The organism is Noviherbaspirillum aridicola, from assembly GCF_019656455.1.
Lineage (GTDB): Bacteria > Pseudomonadota > Gammaproteobacteria > Burkholderiales > Burkholderiaceae_D > Noviherbaspirillum > Noviherbaspirillum aridicola.
Window position 1 is genome coordinate 1 of the sequence record NZ_BPMK01000026.1, and the last position, 17,893, is coordinate 17,893.

The window sequence follows — 17,893 nt, forward strand, 5'->3', positions numbered from 1 at the left end:
TTGCGGGTGGCGCAGTATTCGGGCAGGTAGCGGCCGGCCTGGCGCATCAGCCACAGCGGCGTGTACTCGGTGGGCTGGCGCAGCAGCGCGCGCAGGAAGGTGTCGTTCTTGAGCGGGGCGAAATTGGCGGGCATGGTCGTCTTTCAATGAGCCGCCATTATCGCCGATGGACGCGCGGGCGTCAGGCTTGCAGGATTCTGCCCCGCTCCTCGTCCGCGATGCGGCGGATATAGGCGGCGAAATCCGGGTCCTCGCCCCGCAGCAATTGCGGCAGCAGGTAGTAGAAGTCGTCCCGCTGACACCATTCGCGCATGTAGTCGTCCCACGAGTTCCAGCGCCGCAGGGCGACGCCCGCCAGGTCTTCGTCGTAGGCGACGATGTAGGCGCGCTCGAACAGCGCGATCAGCATCTCGAAAATGATCAGCATGCGTTCGCGCTGCTCGTCCGTCAGGTCGGGTGTCTGGTTGGCGCTGCGCAGCTGCAGGTCGGGATTGTCGAGCACGATCTTCAGAAAGTCGTTGTAGGCGTTCTGCAGCAGCTGGTAGGCCTCCTCGTCCTCGGCATCGCGCTCCTTGCGCTGCTCGAAAAGGAACAGGAAGATCGCAAACGGCAGACCGAACACGGTGACGACAAAACTGGCCACCTCCCAGAAGTCCGGGTCGATCAGGAAATCCATAGGGTTCTCCGTTCAGGTCGCTCTATCCTACCGTTAGTGGCAGGAATTTGTACTGATGCGCAATATGACGCGGAAATAGTGCCCGGCTCCTAGCGGAGACGACCGGCGCAAGCATCGGCAAGCACGGCGGCCCACCTGGCGCAGCCCAGCGCCGACGGATGGTAGCCGTCCGCCGCCATCAGGTCATGGCAGGCCGGTTCGAGCGCGACCGGTACGTGGACCGTGTCGGGCAGGCGCCGGGCCAGTGCCTGCGCCGCGCCGTCGAGCACCTCGGCCTTGAGTCCCAGCACCCAGCGCAACGGCTGCGGCAGCGCGGGAAAGCGGCCGACCGGCGGCACGCCGCACAGCAGGATGAGGCGGGGCCGGCATCGCATGCGCACCATCTCCCACATCTGCTCCAGGTCCGCGCTCCACTGGGCGGGGCGACGAAAGGCGGTGGTGTCATTGACGCCGAATGCGATGGCGGCAACGTCGACCGGGTCGGCGGGCAGCATCGGCGGCAGCTGCTCGAGCGCTTCTGCGACGGTCACGCCATTCTTGCCGCAGGCCTGCCACGCCACGCTTCTGCCGAGCGCGGCGGACAGGGCCAGCGCGAGCTGCCCGGTGATCGCTTCCTCATGCGTGGACACGCCGACGCCCGCCACCGGCGACTCGCCGACGGTGAGCAGCGTGAGGGGCGGCATATCGCCGGGCAGCCCGACACTGCCGCACCGGGGTCCGCCGGCTTCCGGCAGGCGGGGAGTGTTGCGGCGGACCCGCCTGCCCTGGGCGAGCAGCAGAGGCAGCAAGGGCGCCGCGGCAAGCTCGGGCAGCAAGGGTCTCCACATCGTGGTCGCATCCTTCCGTGAGGATCAGCGCTCGCGCGCGGCATGCTCGATCTTGATGCAGCGATCGGCGACGACCCCGAGGCCGGCCTGCTCCGCTGCCGCTTGCGCCTGGGGATGAGACACGCCGAGCTGCATCCAGACATGACGGGCGCCAGCGGCAATCGCCTCGGCGACGATGCCGGGCATGTGCTCCGGCCGGCGGAAGCAGTCGACGATGTCGATTCGACCGCCCTCTGCCGCGAGAGCCTTCGCGGCATCGGCAAGACTCGCGTGGCAGTGTTCGCCCAGGATCTTCCGCCCGGCGCAGACCGGGTTGACGGGAATGATGCGCCAGCCCTGCTGCTGCATGTAGGCGGCCACCTCGTGGCTCGCCCGGCCGGGGTCGGGAGACAGGCCGACGACCGCGAGGTTGCTGCCCCCGCGCAGCATGTCGCCGATGAGGCTGTCTTCATCCGTATGCATCGCTTCTCCTCGAATGCGTCCGCCCAGAAAAAAAGGCAGCCGAAGCTGCCTTTTGATTGTACTGCTTGTGCCTTAGCGCTTGCGGCGCAGCTTCTCGATCGCGGCCAGCTGCGCGACGGCGGCGGCCAGTTCGGCCTGGGCCTTCGCGTAGTCGATCTCCGACTCGCGATTCGACATTGCTTCTTCCGCCAGGCGCTTGGCTTCGGCCGCCTTCGCCTCGTCCAGGTCATGACCGCGAATCGCGGTATCGGCCAGCACGGTGACGACGTTCGGCTGCACTTCGAGAATGCCGCCGGCAACGAAGACGAACTCTTCATCGTCCCGGCCCGGCACCTTGATGCGGACAGCACCCGGACGGATGCGCGTGATCAGCGGCGTGTGCATCGGATAGATGCCCAGTTCGCCCGCTTCACCCGGCAACGCGACGAATTCGGCTTCGCCCGCGAAGATTTCCTCTTCGGCGGAGACGACGTCTACGTGGATAGTGTTTGCCATGTTTGAACCTTTGTTGTTCGTCTGAAGGTCAGACCGCCGTGAGGGGGCCGGCGCCGGTCAGTGCGGTTGCCCGCGCCGCCCGGCCGTCGGCCCTGGCTCGCAGACGATCAGAGCTTCTTGGCTTTCTCGATTGCTTCGTCGATCGTGCCGACCATGTAGAACGCCTGCTCCGGCAGGTGGTCGAGCTCGCCGCTGGCGATCATCTTGAAGCCCTTGATGGTGTCCTTCAGCGAAACATACTTGCCCGGGGAACCGGTGAACACTTCCGCGACGTGGAACGGCTGCGACAGGAAACGCTGCATCTTACGTGCACGGGCCACCACCAGCTTGTCTTCCGGTGCCAGTTCGTCCATGCCCAGAATCGCGATGATGTCGCGCAGTTCCTTGTAGCGCTGCAGCGTGCCCTGAACGGCGCGTGCGGTCTCGTAGTGATCCTGGCCGACGACGTTCGGGTCGAGCTGACGCGAGGTGGAATCCAGCGGGTCGACCGCGGGATAGATACCGAGCGCAGCGATGTCACGCGACAGAACGACGGTGGAGTCGAGGTGCGCGAAGGTGGTTGCCGGAGACGGGTCGGTCAAGTCATCCGCAGGGACGTACACGGCCTGGATCGAGGTGATCGAACCGGTCTTGGTGGAGGTGATGCGCTCCTGCAGACGGCCCATTTCCTCGGCCAGCGTCGGCTGGTAACCCACTGCGGAAGGCATACGGCCCAGCAGCGCGGACACTTCGGTACCGGCCAGGGTGTAGCGGTAGATGTTGTCCACGAAGAACAGCACGTCGCGGCCTTCGTCACGGAAGGATTCCGCGATGGTCAGGCCGGTCAGCGCCACGCGCAGACGGTTGCCCGGCGGCTCGTTCATCTGGCCGTACACCATCGCGACCTTGTCCAGAACGTTGGAGTCCTTCATCTCGTGGTAGAAGTCGTTGCCCTCACGGGTACGCTCGCCCACGCCTGCGAACACCGACAGACCGGAGTGCTGCTTCGCGATGTTGTTGATCAGTTCCATCATGTTCACGGTCTTGCCCACGCCGGCGCCGCCGAACAGGCCGACCTTACCGCCCTTGGCGAACGGGCAGACCAGGTCGATAACCTTGATGCCGGTTTCCAGCAGGTCCTGCGACGGGGACAGCTCGTCGTAGGCCGGTGCCTTGCGGTGGATCGAGGCGCGCGCGTCGGTCGCGACCGGGCCCGCTTCGTCGATCGGGTTGCCCAGCACGTCCATGATGCGGCCCAGGGTAGCGGGGCCGACCGGCACCGAGATCGGTGCGCCGGTGTTCTGGATGGTCATGCCGCGACGCAGACCTTCGGAAGAGCCCAGCGCAATGGTACGGACCACGCCGTCGCCGAGCTGCTGCTGCACTTCCAGGGTCAGCTCGGAGCCTTCCATCTTCAGTGCGTCGTAAACCTTCGGCATGGCGTTGCGGGGGAATTCAACGTCCACCACCGCGCCGATACACTGAACGATTTTGCCATCAGCCATTTTCGTTCCTTCAATATTTGATTTAGATTCTTTTGGTTAAACCGCAGCCGCACCGGCGACGATCTCGGACAGTTCCTTCGTGATCGCAGCCTGACGGGTCTTGTTGTAGACCAGTTTCAGCTCGCTGATCACGTTGCCGGCATTGTCGGAGGCCGCCTTCATCGCCACCATGCGCGCCGACTGCTCGGACGCCATGTTTTCGGCGACGGCCTGGTAGATCAGCGCTTCGACGTAACGCACCAGCAGTTCGTCGATCACGGTCTGCGCATCGGGCTCATAGATGTAGTCCCATGCGTGCGACGACTTGTCCGCTTCCATGCGCTCGGCCGACAGGGGCAGCAGCTGGTCCATCATCGGTTCCTGTTTCATCGTATTGATGAACTTGGTGTAGAACAGATAGACGGCGTCCAGACGGCCTTCCTGATAGGCGTCGAGCAGCACCTTGACCGGGCCGATCAGCTTGTCCAGGTGGGGCGTGTCGCCCAGCTGGACCGCCTGCGACACGACCTTGGCGCCGATACGGTTCAGGAAGCCGAGACCCTTGTTGCCGATCGCGACTGCTTCAACCTTTTTGCCTGCGCCCTCGAGCTCGCGGACCTTGTTGGTCACCTGGCGCAGCACGTTGGTGTTCATGCCGCCGCACAGACCCTTGTCGGTCGTCACGACGATCACGCCCACCGTGCCACTGCCTTCCTGCTTGACCAGGAAAGGATGCGAGTACTCGGGGTTGGCCTGCGACAGGTGAGCGGCGATATTCCGAATCTTGTCACTGTAGGGACGGGCGCCCCGCATCCGGTCCTGCGCCTTGCGCATCTTGGATGCGGCGACCATTTCCATCGCCTTGGTGATCTTCTTCGTATTCTCTACGCTCTTGATCTTGCCGCGTATCTCTTTACCTGCAGCCATGAGTATTTACTCCTTCAGCTCCGCGGCTCAGAAAGTTTTCTTGAAGTCTGCAATCGCGGCGGCCAGTTGTGCTTCACCGTCTTTGTCGAGTTGCTTGGTGTCTTCAATCTTCTGCAGCAGAGCGCCGTGGCTGGTCTTCATGAAGTTGTGCAGGCCGGATTCGAAAGCCAGCACCTGCTTCACGTCGACGTCGTCGAAATAGCCCTTGTTCACCGCGAACAGCGACACCGCCATCAGCGAGATCGGCAGCGGCGAGTACTGCGGTTGCTTCAGCAGTTCCGTCACGCGTGCGCCGCGGTCGAGCTGCTTGCGGGTGGCTTCGTCGAGGTCGGATGCGAACTGCGCGAACGCGGCCAGCTCACGATACTGCGCCAGGTCGGTACGGATACCGCCGGACAGGCTCTTGATGACCTTGGTCTGTGCGGCGCCACCGACGCGGGACACCGAGATACCGGCGTTGATCGCGGGACGGATACCGGAGTTGAACAGCGAGGTCTCCAGGAAGATCTGGCCGTCGGTAATCGAAATGACGTTGGTCGGAACGAACGCGGAAACGTCGCCCGCCTGGGTTTCGATGATCGGCAGCGCGGTCAGCGAACCGGTCTGGCCCTTGACTTCGCCCTTGGTGAAGGCTTCGACGTAGTCGGGGTTCACGCGCGCGGCACGCTCCAGCAGACGGCTGTGCAGGTAGAACACGTCGCCCGGGTAGGCTTCGCGGCCCGGCGGACGGCGCAGCAGCAGCGAGACCTGACGGTAGGCGACTGCCTGCTTGGACAGGTCGTCGTACACGATCAGCGCGTCTTCGCCGCGGTCGCGGAAGTATTCGCCCATGGTGCAGCCGGAGTAGGCGGCGATGTACTGCATCGCGGCGGACTCGGAAGCGGAGGCGGCGACCACGATCGTGTACTCCATCGCGCCGTTCTGCTCGAGCGCGCGGACGATGTTCTTGATGGTCGATGCCTTCTGGCCGATCGCGACGTAGATACACGTCATGTTCTGGCCCTTTTGATTGATGATCGCATCAATCGCCACGGCCGACTTGCCGGTCTGGCGGTCGCCGATGATCAGCTCGCGCTGGCCGCGGCCGATCGGCACCATCGAGTCGATTGCCTTGAGGCCGGTCTGCATCGGCTGGGACACGGACTGACGTGCGATAACGCCCGGGGCGATCTTTTCGATCGGCGAGCTCAGCTTGCAGTTGACCGGACCCTTGCCGTCGATCGGCTGGCCCAGTGCGTTCACCACGCGGCCCTTGAGTTCCGGACCGATCGGCACTTCCAGCACGCGGCCGGTCGTCTTGACCGTGTCGCCTTCGGAAATGTGTTCGTATTCACCCAGGATAACGGCGCCGACGGAGTCGCGCTCGAGGTTCAGCGCGAGGCCGAAGGTGTTGCCCGGGAATTCCAGCATTTCGCCTTGCATTGCATCGGAAAGACCGTGAACGCGGGCGATGCCGTCGGTCAGGGAAATGACCGTGCCCTGATTGCGAATCTCAGCGTTGTCGCCAAGGCCCTGGATCCGGCTCTTGATCAGTTCGCTGATTTCAGACGGGTTGAGTTGCATGTTAACTCCTAAAATTTTTCACTCTGCTCGGCGCAGGGGCAGATGCCGCTGTCAGGACGCCAGAGCGACGTACATTTGCTGCAGCTTGGCGCGCACCGAGGTGTCGAGCACCTCGTCGCCCACTGCAACGCGCACGCCGCCGATCAGCGCCTGGTCCACCTTCACGGTCGGATTGAGCTTGCGGCCGAATTTCTTTTCCAGCGTCGCCACCAGGTCTTTCACTTGTGCGTCGGTCAACTCGAACGCGCTCGTGATCTCTGCATCGGCAGCGCCTTCCGCGGCGTTCTTCAACGCGTGGAATTGCGCACCGATTTCCGGCAACAGCGTCAGGCGGCCGTTTTCCACCAGCATCAGCACGAAGTTTTTCGCTTCGGCGGATACCGGTGTTTTCAACAGCGACAAGAAGGTTTCGACAACCTGCTGATCCGTCAGTTTCGGGTTGCTGGCGAAAGACTTGACGTCGGGAAGCGCGGCAACCGCTGCCATTTCCGACACGAGGTCGGACCAGGCGGCGATGTTGCCGGACTGGGCGACGCGGAACAGCGCTTCTGCGTAGGGACGAGCAATCGTTGCGAGTTCGGCCATGATTACAGCTCGGTCTTGAGTTGGTTCAGCAGGTCGGCGTGCGCCGCTGCGTTCACCTCGCGCCTGAGGATCTGTTCGGCACCCTTGACTGCGAGACCTGCGACCTGCGCGCGCAGCTCTTCGCGGGCGCGGGTCACTTGCTGTTCGGCGTCCGCGCGGGCGGCGGCGACGATGCGTGCCGCTTCTTCGGATGCGGTACGCTTGGCTTCTTCGATGATCGCCTGGGCGCGCTTCTCGGCGTCGCCGATACGCTTCTGGCCTTCATCTCGGGCGGAGGCCAGTTCGGCCTGCGCGCGCTTTTCGGCAGCAGCGACTTCGGTCTTCGCACGGTCGGCGGCTGCCAGCCCGTTCGCGATCTTCTCGGCGCGCTCGTCGAGCGCCTTCATCAGCGGCGGCCACACGAATTTCATCGTGAACCACGCGAGGATGAAGAAGACCACGAACTGCGCAAACAAAGTTGCATTTAAGTTCACGGTGTTTTCCTTCTCAGAATAACGAGAGCCGAACCTCGCGGTCCGGCATGAGAGACGGTGTGTCGGTCGGGATTAGCCGGCGACGAACGGGTTTGCGAAGGCGAACAGCATCGCGATACCAACACCGATCAGGAATGCAGCGTCGATCAGACCAGCGAGCAGGAACATCTTGGTCTGCAGGGTGTTCATCAGTTCAGGCTGACGAGCAGAGGCTTCCAGGTACTTGCCACCCATCAGGGCGATACCGATACAGGCGCCGATAGCACCGAGGCCGATGATCAGACCGCAAGCCAGAGCAACAAAAGAAACGTCAGTCATTTGAATTCCTTTAAAAGGTTAAGTTGAAACAAGAAATGAAAAGCCAAAAACAAACTTCTTTACTACTGCTATCTTTCGATTCTTTACGGTCTTAGTGACCCTCGTGCGCCTGGCCGATGTACACCAGGGTCAGCATCATGAAGATGAAGGCCTGCAGGATCACGATCAGGATGTGGAAGATGGCCCAGATCGAGCCCGCGATGATGTGACCGACTATGCCGAACGTGGTAGCCATCGAACCCAGCAGCGCGATCAGCAGGAACAGGAGTTCGCCCGCATACATGTTGCCGAAGAGTCGCATGCCCAGGGAGACGGTCTTCGCGGCGTATTCGATCAGGTTGAGCAGGAAGTTGAACGGCGCCATCCAGATGCCGAACGGTGCGGCGAACAGTTCATGGATCCAGCCGCCCACGCCCTTGATCTTCAGGCTGTAGTAGATCATCAGCGCCAGCACACCGAGCGAGATGCCGAGGGTGCCGTTGAGGTCCGCGGTCGGGACCACGCGGTGATAGGGGATCACGTCGCTCAGGCCGACGAGATTGAACAGCGCGGCGAACATGTCGACCGGCAGGAAGTCGAGCGAGTTCATCAGCGCAACCCAGACGAACACGGTCAGCGCCAGCGGAGCGATGAAGCGGCGGTCGCCGTGGACGATGGCCTTGGACTGGTCCTCGACCATTTCGACGATCATTTCAACGAAAGCCTGGAGACGGCCCGGCACACCCGAGGTGGCGCGGCGCGCGGCCAGCCACATCACGAAGCAGCCGACCACGCCCATGGTCACCGACCAGAAGACGGTGTCCATGTTGATGATCGAGAAATCGACGATCTTTTCCTGATGCTTGGTGGAGAGATGTCCGAGGTGGTGGACGATGTATTCAGACGCGGTTGGCGCGTGCGCTGCGCCGTCAACTGCTGTAGATGCCATGTCAGTGCCTAAATAATAAGATGATGTAACTTTTCAGGGCCACGATGAAGGCGGCGATCAGCGCCAGCCAGTTCAAATCGCGATACAGCCAGACCACCGCGCCCAGGAGCGCGATCGTCAATGCAATCTTGATAAACTCGCCGATGAAAAATGTCATCGGGTTGACTGCACCCGGCTTGCGCGCGCTGACAAAAAGTCGCAATGCAAACAAGCCGTTCGGTACAACACAGCACAGCCCACCGAGAAGCGCCGACACCAGCGCGTGCACTCCACCCAGCATCCCGGCTACGAGGCCGGCGACAGCAGTACTCGCCAATTGCAGCAGGACGATGCGCAGCATGTGGGTCCGGGGTGGTGCAATCCGTCGGGCCGAGGATCGCTCAAGCTCCGGCTACGGGCCGCGTGTTTCAAGGTGGTGCATCTTGTCAAACCCCGGGATTATAAGTGTTTTCCGCAATTAGCGTCAAACCATCACCGGCGGGAAATTTGTGCAAACGGCTACCGTAGAAATACGAGGTGGGCTTTTCATCCGGGCCTCCGGTTCGCGGCGCGCATCGGCCTGCTTGCATCAATGCTCCGTCTTTTCAGGGCGGAATTCGATTCCCTGGGAGGTAAAGCCGGCGTGCTTCTGGCAGGTATGCAGGACTGCAGAGGGGCCGCGCCGGCTCGTCATCCTGGACGGGCTATTCAAAAGCCTTCAACCACCCCCGCGCCTGTTCCCAGTCCCCCAACCCGCTCTCCGCGTTGATATGGCCTCGGGCGCCGACGTCGTGCCACTGCGCGCCCCAGTCCCTCGCCCAGCCGCGGGCTTTATCGACGGCGCACCAGGGGTCGTTGGAGGACGCGGCGACGAATGCCGGGAACGGAAGGGGTGAGCGCGGCATCGGCGAGAAGCCGGTGACGAATGCCGGAAAGTCTTCGCGCTCGACGTCGGGTGGCGCGACGAGCAGCGCGCCCCTGATCTTGTGGCCGTTCTTTGCTACGTTTCCGGTAGCGGACCACCAGGCCGTCAATGCGCAGCCGAGGCTGTGCGCGGCGATCACTACGGGTTCCGTAGCATCGTCGAGGACTGCATCGAGGGTCTCGACCCAGTCCCGGCGGTCGGGGGTGTCCCAGCTTTTCTGCTGCACCCGCTTCGCATTGGGAAGCATGCGCTCCCACAGGGTCTGCCAGTGGCCTTCGCCGGAGTTGTAGAGGCCGGGCAGGATGAGGACGGTGGCGCTCATGCCTGCTGCGCCACCGGTGCTTCTGCGCGCAGCTTGGCGATCAGGTCGTCGAGTGCATCGAGGTTGGCGAAGTCGATGATGAGCTGGCCCTTGTTGCGCGCGCCGAGCTTGATGACGACCTGGGTGGCCAGGGCGTCGGACAGTTCTTCTTCGAGGCGGGAGATGTCGCGCGACTTTTCGCGCGCCTGGCGCGGCTTGCCGGCGTTGGCCTGTTCGGTCGTGGTCTTGACCACCAGCTTTTCGGCCTCGCGCACCGACATGCGCCTGGCGACGACCTGGTTGGCGAGCGAAATCTGGGTGGCGGAGTCGACCGCGAGCAGCGCGCGCGCATGGCCCATGTCGATGTCGCCGGCCATGAGCATGGTCTGCACCGGCTTGGCGAGATTGAGCAGTCGCAGCAGGTTGGAGACGGCGCTGCGCGAGCGGCCGACGGCGCCGGCGGCCTGTTCATGGGTGAAGTTGAAGTCGCTGATCAGGCGGTGAATGCCCTGCGCTTCTTCCAGCGGATTGAGATCTTCGCGCTGGATGTTTTCGATCAGGGCCATGGCGGCGGCGGCCTGGTCGTCGACATCCTTGACCAGTACCGGGACTTCGCTCAGGCCCGCGATCTGGGCGGCGCGGAAGCGTCGTTCGCCGGCGATGATCTCGTACCGGCCGGCGCCTTCGATCGGGCGCACGAGGATCGGCTGCATCAGGCCCTGTGCCTTGATCGATGCGGCAAGTTCGTTGAGCGCGCCTTCATCCATGCGGGTGCGCGGCTGGTATTTGCCGGCCTGCATCTGGCTGACCTGCAGGGTGCTCGGAGCGCCCGCGACGGTGGGTACGGCTTCGGCGATGTCGGGATTGCCGCCGAGGAGCGCGTCGAGGCCGCGTCCGAGACCCTTGGTTTTTTTCATGGCCATGATGTCTGTCTCCGTTACATGGAATGGATGCGCTCGACCATCTCGGCGCCGAACGAGATGTAAGCCTGGGCACCCTTGGATGAGGGGTCGAACACCACGCCGGGCATGCCGTAGGACGGCGCTTCGGCCAGGCGCACGTTGCGGGGGATGATCGTCTTGAAGACCTTGTCGCCGAAATGCTGTTCCAGCTGGGCGGAGACCTGCTGCGACAGCGTCATGCGGGGGTCGAACATGACGCGCAGCAGGCCGATGATCTTGAGGTCGGTGTTGAGCTTGGCGTGCACGATCTTGATCGTGTTGACGAGGTCGGACAGGCCTTCCAGCGCGTAGTATTCGCATTGCATCGGAATGATCACGCCGTGGGCGGCGCACAGGCCGTTGAGCGTGAGCATCGACAGCGCCGGCGGGCAATCGATCAGGACGAAGTCGTAATCGCCGCTCACCCTGGCGATGGCGTCCTTGAGGCGCTTTTCGCGGTTGTCGAGTTCGACCATTTCCACTTCCGCACCGGCGAGGTCGCGATTGGCGGGCAGGACGTCGAATTGTCCGGTCTCGGAAGTCCTGCGGACCGCCGCGATATCGTTAAGGCCGAGCAGCACGTGGTAAACGGTGGCCTCGAGCGTCGCCTTGTTGATGCCGGCGCCCATGGTCGCATTGCCCTGCGGGTCGAGGTCGACCAGCAATACCCGTTGCTTGAGCTGCGCGAGTCCGGCGGCAAGGTTGACGGCGGTCGTGGTCTTGCCGACGCCGCCCTTCTGGTTGGCAACGCAGAAAATCTTGGCCATGTTGTTTTAGTTGGTCGTAAGTTTGATGCCGAAGCCGATCAGGAAAACGCCGGCGGCTTTGGATGCGTAGTTCGCTATGCAGCGGTTGCGCGCAAGACGCTGGGCTGCCGCGTTGCCGGCAATGACGAGCAGGCTGCCATAGAACAGGGTGCAGGCGGAAATCGTTGCGCCCATGGTCAGGAAGGTCAGTGCGCCACGGTGTGTCGCCGGCTCGATGAACAACGGGAAGAATGCCATGTAGAACACGATGGCTTTCGGATTGATCAGCGTGACCAGGAAGCCGCGACGGAAGTCAGCGGCGTTGGAGAACGGCACGGCCGTGCCGCCCTCTTCTTCCTTGGCGGTCAGCAGCTTGAAACCGAGCCATGCGAGATAGGCGGCGCCGAGATACTGCATGCCTCTGAACAGCAGCGGATTGGCTTGCAACAGCGCCGCGACACCGATTGCGGCAAGAAACATCAGCGCGGCGTCGCCCGCCATCAGCCCCGCGAGCGATGCGTAACCGCCGCGCAGGCCGTGCTTGGCTGTACTGGTGAGGACGCAGAATGTGCCGGGACCCGGCAGCATCAGGAATACCATGGTGGCGGCAATCAGCTGCCAGACATCGGTGATGCCCAGGGCGTGAAAGGCTTCGGTCATTGTTGCTCCCCTCGTTGAATCCGTACGATGTGACGCTCGGCACCGAGGCCGGGCACGTCCAGTGCGACCACTTCCACCACAGTCCAGCCTTGCGGCAGCCGCTCCATTTCCTCCCTGGGATAGACACCCTTGAGGGCGAGGAAACAGCCGTCCGGCGACAACAGGTGCGACGACCAGGTGATGAAATCCTTCAGCTCGGCGAATGCGCGCGACGTGATCACGTCGAAAGGCGGGTCCGCCTGCAGTTGCTCCACCCTGCCCGTTTTCACCGTGACGTTCTGCAGCCCGAGCTCTGCCTTCACCTGCGTCAGGAAGGCGGTCTTCTTGTGCACGGTGTCGATGAGCGTGATGGCGAGATCGGGCCGCGCGACGGCGAGTACGATGCCCGGCAACCCGCCTCCCGCACCAACGTCGAGTACACGTGTCGCGGCCGCGAAGGCGGGAACCGCGGCAAGCGAATCGAGCAGATGCTGCGTCACCATTTGCGACAGGTCGCGCACCGCCGTCAGGTTGTACACAGAGTTCCATTTTGCCAGCAACTGAAGGTAATCCATCAGCTGCGACAGCTGCGCGTCGCTCAGCGACAGTCCGAGCGCGCGCGAGCCGTCCGCCAGACGCTGCGACAGCGCGGAGCGATCGAATCCGCTTCTCATGCGGCCGCCTGCGGTGCGGCGAACTCCTTGAAGCCGCCCTTCTTGAGATGCACGAGCAGCAACGAGATCGCGGCAGGCGTGATGCCGGAGATGCGGGATGCCTGACCGAGCGTTTCGGGACGGTGCTTGTTCAGTTTCTGGCGTACTTCGATCGAGAGGCCGCGCACGTCCATGTAGTCGAGTTCGGCGGGCAGTTTGAGATTTTCATAGTGGTCGTGGCGTTCGACTTCGCGTGCCTGACGATCGATGTAGCCTGCGTACTTCACCTGGATCTCGACCTGCTCCTTGACGGCTTCGTCGGCGACGCCCGGGCCGGCGAGCAGCTGGCCTTCGGCACCGCTGAGCGTCATCAGTTCGTCGTAGCGGACGTTTGGACGGCGCAACAGGTCGGTAAGCGCATACTCCCGCTCGACCGCCTTGCCGAGTACCCGCTCGGCCTCGGACTCGGGCAGGAGTCGCGGATTCACCCAGGTGGACTTCAGGCGCTCGAGTTCACGGGCGACTGCGTCGCGCTTGCGCTCGAAGGCTTCCCATTGCGCATCGCCAACGCAGCCGAGCTGGCGGCCGATCTCGGTCAGCCGCATATCGGCATTGTCCTCGCGCAGGCTGAGCCGGTATTCGGCGCGGCTGGTGAACATGCGGTACGGCTCCTGGACGCCCTTGGTGATCAGGTCGTCGACGAGGACGCCGAGATAGGCTTCGTCGCGGCGCGGCGTCCAGGCTTCCCGGCCCTGGGTCTGGAGGGCGGCGTTGATGCCGGCGAGCAGGCCTTGCGCAGCCGCTTCTTCGTAGCCGGTGGTGCCATTGATCTGACCGGCAAAGAACAGTCCATCGATGGCCTTGGTCTCGAGCGATGCCTTCAGGCCGCGCGGGTCGAAATAGTCGTATTCGATCGCATAACCGGGGCGCAGGATGTGGGCGTTCTCCATGCCACGCATAGAGTGCACCAGCTCCAGTTGCACGTCGAACGGCAGGCTCGTGGAAATGCCGTTGGGATAGAACTCGTTTGTCGTAAGACCTTCGGGCTCGAGGAAGATCTGGTGCGAACTCTTGTCGGCGAAGCGGTGAATCTTGTCTTCGATCGACGGGCAGTAGCGGGGGCCAACGCCTTCAATGACGCCGGTGTACATCGGACTGCGGTCGAGACCGTTGCGGATGATTTCGTGGGTGCGTTCGTTGGTATGCGTGATCCAGCACGGGAGCTGCCGCGGATGCATGGCGGCGGAACCCATGAAGGAGAAAACCGGCACCGGATCGAGGTCGCCCGGCTGCTCTTCCATCACCGAGAAGTCGATGGTGCGGCCGTCGATCCGTGGCGGCGTGCCGGTCTTCAGGCGCCCCTGCGGGAGCTTCAGCTCCTTGAGCCGGGCCGAGAGGGATACCGCGGGCGGATCACCGGCGCGGCCGGCCGAATAGTTGTTCAGGCCGACGTGAATTTTTCCATCGAGGAAGGTACCTGCCGTCAGGACGACCGCCCTGCCCCGGAACCGGATACCGACCTGCGTCACCGCGCCCACCACCCGGTTGCCTTCGACCATCAGGTCATCCACGGCCTGCTGGAAGAGCCAGAGATTCGGCTGGTTTTCCAGGCGGCCGCGGATCGCCTTCTTGTACAGGATACGGTCGGCCTGGGCGCGGGTGGCGCGGACAGCCGGTCCCTTTGAGGAATTCAGGATACGGAACTGGATGCCCGCCTCGTCGGTGGCGATTGCCATCGCGCCGCCCAGGGCGTCGACTTCCTTGACCAGGTGGCCCTTGCCGATGCCGCCGATCGACGGGTTGCAGGACATCTGGCCGAGCGTCTCGATATTGTGAGTGAGCAGGAGCGTCTTTTGCCCCATGCGTGCGGAGGCAAGCGCTGCTTCAGTGCCGGCGTGGCCGCCGCCGACAACAATGACGTCAAATTCGGTAGGAAAAAGCATAGTTCGCCTCGGGGAGACGGTGAAGGATGGGCGGGAGAACTCGCGCCGGAGGCGAGATTATAAGGGGTTTCGCACAGGCCTGAACGCCGCGACCCGCTGTTTCACGTGAAACAGTTAGGCAAGCAGCCGCGCAAAGCCGAATCCGGCGATGAAGGCGAGACCAGTCAGCAACAATGCGTACGGCAGGTAGCGCCGCCAGCTGCCCGCCTTTTCCCGCGCCTCGCGCGCCCGCTCCTGGTCAAAGATCCGTTGTGCCGCGACTTCGATCGGTTCCAGCTTGAGCATGCGAACTTCCTGCAGCGCCTGTACCTCTTCCCTTACGCTTTCGGCCAGCTCGATGTGGGCTTCGTCCAAAGCCGGCGGCGGCGCCACTGCTACCCTGGGCGCCATCTGCCAGTCGTCGTCATCCAGTTCGTCCGGGTCGATGGCGAGGACGGTCAGCGGATCGAGCGGATCCTGCCGGAGGAAACGATCGATGACCGACTTGTCCAGCTCCTCTTTCTGCTGGTCGGGCAACGGCAGCAGCACTTCGGCGATCAGGCTGTCCTTCTCCAGCTTGGCCAGCGCGCGGTCGAAGCGGTCTTGTCTGAGGACCGGCAGCCGGGTGCGCAATGCCTTGCACGGGGTGACGCCGTCGACCATGATCAGCACCAGCCGCTCGCTCTGCGTGAGGCCGTGGGTCTTGTTTTGAATTTCCTGCCGGCCACTGTCGGTGCGCTGGAAGATGGCTGAGTCGAGGGGCATGGTTTGTTTCACGTGAAACAGAAGCGCGGGTTGCTTCCGTGAACGCCATCCTAGCCGCGATTCGCCGGAAACACCAGCCGGGACAGGCCCCGGCGTGGCGTCTGCCGCTACAATACTAGGCATCTATAAGGAGGAGAAAATGAGCGCCACCCAAGCCCTGCCATCGTTTGGCTTCAGCACTGTTCCCCACATCGTTTCAGAATCAGGCGTCAGCCGGAAAATCGGCGCACTGATTACCCAGCATTTCCCGGATGCGCGCCATGCCCTGCTCGTGACCGACGCCGGATTCCTTAAGACCGGCCTGGTGGAAGCACCGATCGCCAGTATTAAGGCCGCGGGCCTGCAGGTCTCGGTTTTCTCCGATGTCGTCGCCGACCCGCCGGAAGCCGTGGTGCTCAAGGCGGTCGAGGATGCGCGCCGGGCGGGCACCGACTTGGTGATCGGCTTTGGCGGCGGCTCGTCCATGGATGTGGCCAAGCTGATTGCTGTTCTCTCCGGCAGCGACCAGGACCTGAAGAGCATGTACGGCGTCGGTAATGTGAAGGGTGGCCGCCTGCCGCTGATCCAGGTGCCGACCACCGCCGGCACCGGTTCGGAGGTGACGCCGATCTCCATTGTGACGACCGGCGCCACGACCAAGATGGGCGTCGTCTCGCCGCAGCTTTACGCCGATGTGGCGGTGCTCGACGCCGAACTCACCATAGGCCTGCCGCCCAAGGTGACCGCCGCCACCGGCATCGACGCCATGGTGCACGCGATCGAGGCCTACACCACGAAGCTGAAAAAGAACCCGCTGTCCGACATGCTTGCGGCCAAGGCGCTCGAACTTCTCTCAAGCAACATCCTCGCTGCCTGCGAGGACGGCAAGAATCTCGCGGTGCGTCAGGCCATGCTGCTCGGCGCGATGCTCGCCGGCCAGTCCTTCGCGAATGCCCCCTGCGCCGCCGTGCATGCCCTCGCCTATCCGATCGGCGGTATTTTCCACGTGCCGCACGGGCTGTCGAATTCCCTGGTGCTGCCGCATGTGCTGCGCTTCAATGCACCGGCCGCGGCAGGCATGTATGCGGAGCTGGCGGAGATCGTGGCGCCGGGCGCGACCGGCAGCGTCGAGGCGCGGACGCAGGCGCTGATCAACCGCATGGACGAGATCGCGCGCCGCACCGGCATCGAGACGCAGCTGCGCCAGGTCGGCGTGCAGGAGAGCGACCTCGACCGCATGGCGGACGATGCGATGCTGCAGACCCGGCTGCTGACCAATAACCCGCGCGAAGTCACGCGCGAGGATGCGCGCGCAATCTACGCCGCGGCGCTGTAATCGGGGGAAGAAAGCCGGCAGCAGGACGCTGCCGGCGAAGACATCAGTGCGCGGCGCCGCCTTGCGCCGGAGCGCGCCTGAACAGCGCGCCGATCTCGCCGACGATGCCGCGCCGGAAGGCGAGCACGCAGACGATGAAGATGAAGCCGGTGACGATGGTGACTGATTCGCCGATGGTGCGGAACCACTCGATCGAGCTGACGTCCGCCAGGAAGTTGCCGAAGTCGCCCAGCTTGTTTTCCAGCGCGATGATCACGATCGCGCCCACCACCGGACCGGTCAGCGTGCCCAGGCCGCCGACCAGCGTCATCAGCACCACCAGGCCCGACATCGACCAGTGCACATCGGTCAGCGTCTCGAAGCCGAGCACTACGGTTTTAGTAGCACCGGCGAGTCCGGCGAGAGAGGCCGACAGCACGAAGGCCAGCAGCTTGTACTTGTCGGTGTCATAGCCGAGCGACACCGCGCGCGGCTCGTTCTCCTTGATCGCCTTGAGCACCTGGCCGAACGGCGAATGCACGGTGCGCAGGATCAGCGCGAAGCCCGCCACGAAGATCGCCAGCACCACGTAGTACATCGTCATGTCGCTGCCGAGATCGATCAGGCCCAGCAGCTTGCCGCGCGGGACGCCCTGCAGGCCGTCCTCGCCGCCGGTGAATGGCGCCTGCAGGCAGACGAAGAACAGCATCTGCGCCAGCGCCAGCGTGATCATCGTGAAGTAGATGCCCTGGCGCCGGATCGCCAGCCCGCCCATGAGCAGGCCGATCAGCGCCGCCGCCGCCACCCCGCCGAGCAGGCCGAGTTCGAACGGCAGGCCCCACACCTTGAGCATGTGGCCGGCCACATACCCTGCCCCGCCGAAAAACGCCGCATGCCCGAACGACAGCAGCCCGGTAAAGCCGATCAGCAGGTTGAAGGCGCAGGCAAACAGCGCAAAGCACAGCACCTTCATCAGGAACACCGGGTAGACGAAGAACGGCAGCGCCAGGG

General features: G+C 63.5%; 22 protein-coding genes. 1 reads left to right on the top strand and 21 read right to left on the bottom strand.

Going from position 1 to position 17,893, the window contains the following annotated elements:
- From NCCP691_RS20760 to NCCP691_RS20855, 20 genes are all read right to left on the bottom strand, one after another.
- On the bottom strand, positions 1–134 hold a 134-nt coding region (locus tag NCCP691_RS20760; RefSeq protein ID WP_274387247.1), incomplete at its 3' end, for a uroporphyrinogen decarboxylase family protein.
- Between the two features lie 47 nt (positions 135–181).
- Positions 182–676, bottom strand: a complete 495-nt coding sequence (locus tag NCCP691_RS20765) for a hypothetical protein (protein WP_220810484.1) — start codon at positions 674–676, stop codon at positions 182–184.
- An 89-nt stretch (positions 677–765) separates the two neighbouring features.
- Positions 766–1,503 carry an SGNH/GDSL hydrolase family protein gene (locus tag NCCP691_RS20770; RefSeq protein WP_220810485.1) on the bottom strand — a complete coding sequence of 246 codons (738 nt, stop codon included), beginning with the start codon at positions 1,501–1,503 and terminating at the stop codon, positions 766–768.
- A gap of 24 nt (positions 1,504–1,527) precedes the next feature.
- Entirely contained in the window at positions 1,528–1,965 is a 438-nt protein-coding gene (locus NCCP691_RS20775; protein WP_220810486.1) for a CoA-binding protein, read from the bottom strand.
- Positions 1,966–2,037: 72 nt separating this feature from the next.
- Entirely contained in the window at positions 2,038–2,460 is a 423-nt protein-coding gene (locus NCCP691_RS20780; protein WP_220810487.1) for a F0F1 ATP synthase subunit epsilon, read from the bottom strand.
- Positions 2,461–2,567: 107 nt separating this feature from the next.
- On the bottom strand, positions 2,568–3,944 hold the full coding sequence (atpD, locus tag NCCP691_RS20785; protein WP_220810488.1) for a F0F1 ATP synthase subunit beta: 1,377 nt from the start codon (positions 3,942–3,944) through the stop codon (positions 2,568–2,570).
- Positions 3,945–3,980: 36 nt separating this feature from the next.
- Complete coding sequence (atpG, locus tag NCCP691_RS20790) at positions 3,981–4,850, bottom strand: F0F1 ATP synthase subunit gamma (protein ID WP_220810489.1); 870 nt, start codon at positions 4,848–4,850, stop codon at positions 3,981–3,983.
- 27 nt (positions 4,851–4,877) lie between these two features.
- Positions 4,878–6,413 (bottom strand): F0F1 ATP synthase subunit alpha, encoded by a 1,536-nt coding sequence (atpA, locus tag NCCP691_RS20795; RefSeq protein WP_220810490.1) that lies wholly within the window; start codon positions 6,411–6,413, stop codon positions 4,878–4,880.
- 51 nt (positions 6,414–6,464) lie between these two features.
- Positions 6,465–6,998 carry a F0F1 ATP synthase subunit delta gene (locus NCCP691_RS20800; protein ID WP_220810491.1) on the bottom strand — a complete coding sequence of 178 codons (534 nt, stop codon included), beginning with the start codon at positions 6,996–6,998 and terminating at the stop codon, positions 6,465–6,467.
- A gap of 2 nt (positions 6,999–7,000) precedes the next feature.
- Positions 7,001–7,471, bottom strand: coding sequence for a F0F1 ATP synthase subunit B (locus NCCP691_RS20805; protein WP_220810492.1), 471 nt, complete (start codon positions 7,469–7,471; stop codon positions 7,001–7,003).
- Positions 7,472–7,543: 72 nt separating this feature from the next.
- Positions 7,544–7,789: a F0F1 ATP synthase subunit C gene (gene atpE / locus NCCP691_RS20810; RefSeq protein ID WP_019139942.1), complete on the bottom strand. Its 246-nt coding sequence runs from the start codon at positions 7,787–7,789 to the stop codon at positions 7,544–7,546.
- A 91-nt stretch (positions 7,790–7,880) separates the two neighbouring features.
- A complete protein-coding gene (atpB, locus tag NCCP691_RS20815; protein WP_220810493.1) occupies positions 7,881–8,717 on the bottom strand; it encodes a F0F1 ATP synthase subunit A in 837 nt (278 codons plus the stop codon).
- A 1-nt stretch (position 8,718) separates the two neighbouring features.
- Positions 8,719–9,057, bottom strand: a complete 339-nt coding sequence (locus NCCP691_RS20820) for an ATP synthase subunit I (RefSeq protein WP_220810494.1) — start codon at positions 9,055–9,057, stop codon at positions 8,719–8,721.
- A 343-nt stretch (positions 9,058–9,400) separates the two neighbouring features.
- On the bottom strand, positions 9,401–9,943 hold the full coding sequence (locus tag NCCP691_RS20825) for an RBBP9/YdeN family alpha/beta hydrolase (RefSeq protein ID WP_220810495.1): 543 nt from the start codon (positions 9,941–9,943) through the stop codon (positions 9,401–9,403).
- Complete coding sequence (locus NCCP691_RS20830) at positions 9,940–10,845, bottom strand: ParB/RepB/Spo0J family partition protein (protein ID WP_220810496.1); 906 nt, start codon at positions 10,843–10,845, stop codon at positions 9,940–9,942. The genes NCCP691_RS20825 and NCCP691_RS20830 overlap by 4 nt, the downstream gene beginning before the upstream one ends.
- Before the next feature lie 14 nt (positions 10,846–10,859).
- The gene (locus NCCP691_RS20835; RefSeq protein WP_220810497.1) at positions 10,860–11,630 is read right to left on the bottom strand and encodes a ParA family protein; all 771 of its coding nucleotides are present in this window, start codon (positions 11,628–11,630) and stop codon (positions 10,860–10,862) included.
- Between the two features lie 6 nt (positions 11,631–11,636).
- Positions 11,637–12,269, bottom strand: coding sequence for a leucine efflux protein LeuE (gene leuE / locus NCCP691_RS20840; protein ID WP_220810498.1), 633 nt, complete (start codon positions 12,267–12,269; stop codon positions 11,637–11,639).
- Positions 12,266–12,922 carry a 16S rRNA (guanine(527)-N(7))-methyltransferase RsmG gene (gene rsmG, locus NCCP691_RS20845; protein WP_220810499.1) on the bottom strand — a complete coding sequence of 219 codons (657 nt, stop codon included), beginning with the start codon at positions 12,920–12,922 and terminating at the stop codon, positions 12,266–12,268. Before rsmG ends, leuE begins: the two co-directional genes overlap by 4 nt.
- Positions 12,919–14,844 carry a tRNA uridine-5-carboxymethylaminomethyl(34) synthesis enzyme MnmG gene (gene mnmG / locus NCCP691_RS20850; RefSeq protein WP_220810500.1) on the bottom strand — a complete coding sequence of 642 codons (1,926 nt, stop codon included), beginning with the start codon at positions 14,842–14,844 and terminating at the stop codon, positions 12,919–12,921. Before mnmG ends, rsmG begins: the two co-directional genes overlap by 4 nt.
- Before the next feature lie 114 nt (positions 14,845–14,958).
- A complete protein-coding gene (locus NCCP691_RS20855) occupies positions 14,959–15,588 on the bottom strand; it encodes a hypothetical protein (protein ID WP_220810501.1) in 630 nt (209 codons plus the stop codon).
- 157 nt (positions 15,589–15,745) lie between these two features.
- Between NCCP691_RS20855 and NCCP691_RS20860 the strand changes: the two genes are divergently transcribed.
- The gene (locus NCCP691_RS20860) at positions 15,746–16,903 is read left to right on the top strand and encodes an iron-containing alcohol dehydrogenase (protein WP_373870377.1); all 1,158 of its coding nucleotides are present in this window, start codon (positions 15,746–15,748) and stop codon (positions 16,901–16,903) included.
- Between the two features lie 43 nt (positions 16,904–16,946).
- Here NCCP691_RS20860 and NCCP691_RS20865 read toward each other — a convergent pair whose 3' ends face one another.
- The gene (locus NCCP691_RS20865; RefSeq protein WP_220810503.1) at positions 16,947–17,891 is read right to left on the bottom strand and encodes a branched-chain amino acid ABC transporter permease; all 945 of its coding nucleotides are present in this window, start codon (positions 17,889–17,891) and stop codon (positions 16,947–16,949) included.
- Positions 17,892–17,893 lie beyond the last annotated feature (2 nt).

Excerpts from the sequence above, each read along its gene's own strand:
- NCCP691_RS20765 (WP_220810484.1), bottom strand. The coding sequence starts at position 676 with ATGGATTTCCTGATCGACCCGGACTTCTGGGAGGTGGCCAGTTTTGTC.
- NCCP691_RS20770 (WP_220810485.1), bottom strand. The coding sequence starts at position 1,503 with ATGTGGAGACCCTTGCTGCCCGAGCTTGCCGCGGCGCCCTTGCTGCCT.
- NCCP691_RS20775 (WP_220810486.1), bottom strand. The coding sequence starts at position 1,965 with ATGCATACGGATGAAGACAGCCTCATCGGCGACATGCTGCGCGGGGGC.
- NCCP691_RS20780 (WP_220810487.1), bottom strand. The coding sequence starts at position 2,460 with ATGGCAAACACTATCCACGTAGACGTCGTCTCCGCCGAAGAGGAAATC.
- atpD (WP_220810488.1), bottom strand. The coding sequence starts at position 3,944 with ATGGCTGATGGCAAAATCGTTCAGTGTATCGGCGCGGTGGTGGACGTT.
- atpG (WP_220810489.1), bottom strand. The coding sequence starts at position 4,850 with ATGGCTGCAGGTAAAGAGATACGCGGCAAGATCAAGAGCGTAGAGAAT.
- atpA (WP_220810490.1), bottom strand. The coding sequence starts at position 6,413 with ATGCAACTCAACCCGTCTGAAATCAGCGAACTGATCAAGAGCCGGATC.
- NCCP691_RS20800 (WP_220810491.1), bottom strand. The coding sequence starts at position 6,998 with ATGGCCGAACTCGCAACGATTGCTCGTCCCTACGCAGAAGCGCTGTTC.
- atpE (WP_019139942.1), bottom strand. The coding sequence starts at position 7,789 with ATGACTGACGTTTCTTTTGTTGCTCTGGCTTGCGGTCTGATCATCGGC.
- atpB (WP_220810493.1), bottom strand. The coding sequence starts at position 8,717 with ATGGCATCTACAGCAGTTGACGGCGCAGCGCACGCGCCAACCGCGTCT.
- NCCP691_RS20820 (WP_220810494.1), bottom strand. The coding sequence starts at position 9,057 with ATGCTGCGCATCGTCCTGCTGCAATTGGCGAGTACTGCTGTCGCCGGC.
- NCCP691_RS20825 (WP_220810495.1), bottom strand. The coding sequence starts at position 9,943 with ATGAGCGCCACCGTCCTCATCCTGCCCGGCCTCTACAACTCCGGCGAA.
- NCCP691_RS20830 (WP_220810496.1), bottom strand. The coding sequence starts at position 10,845 with ATGGCCATGAAAAAAACCAAGGGTCTCGGACGCGGCCTCGACGCGCTC.
- NCCP691_RS20835 (WP_220810497.1), bottom strand. The coding sequence starts at position 11,630 with ATGGCCAAGATTTTCTGCGTTGCCAACCAGAAGGGCGGCGTCGGCAAG.
- leuE (WP_220810498.1), bottom strand. The coding sequence starts at position 12,269 with ATGACCGAAGCCTTTCACGCCCTGGGCATCACCGATGTCTGGCAGCTG.
- rsmG (WP_220810499.1), bottom strand. The coding sequence starts at position 12,922 with ATGAGAAGCGGATTCGATCGCTCCGCGCTGTCGCAGCGTCTGGCGGAC.
- mnmG (WP_220810500.1), bottom strand. The coding sequence starts at position 14,844 with ATGCTTTTTCCTACCGAATTTGACGTCATTGTTGTCGGCGGCGGCCAC.
- NCCP691_RS20855 (WP_220810501.1), bottom strand. The coding sequence starts at position 15,588 with ATGCCCCTCGACTCAGCCATCTTCCAGCGCACCGACAGTGGCCGGCAG.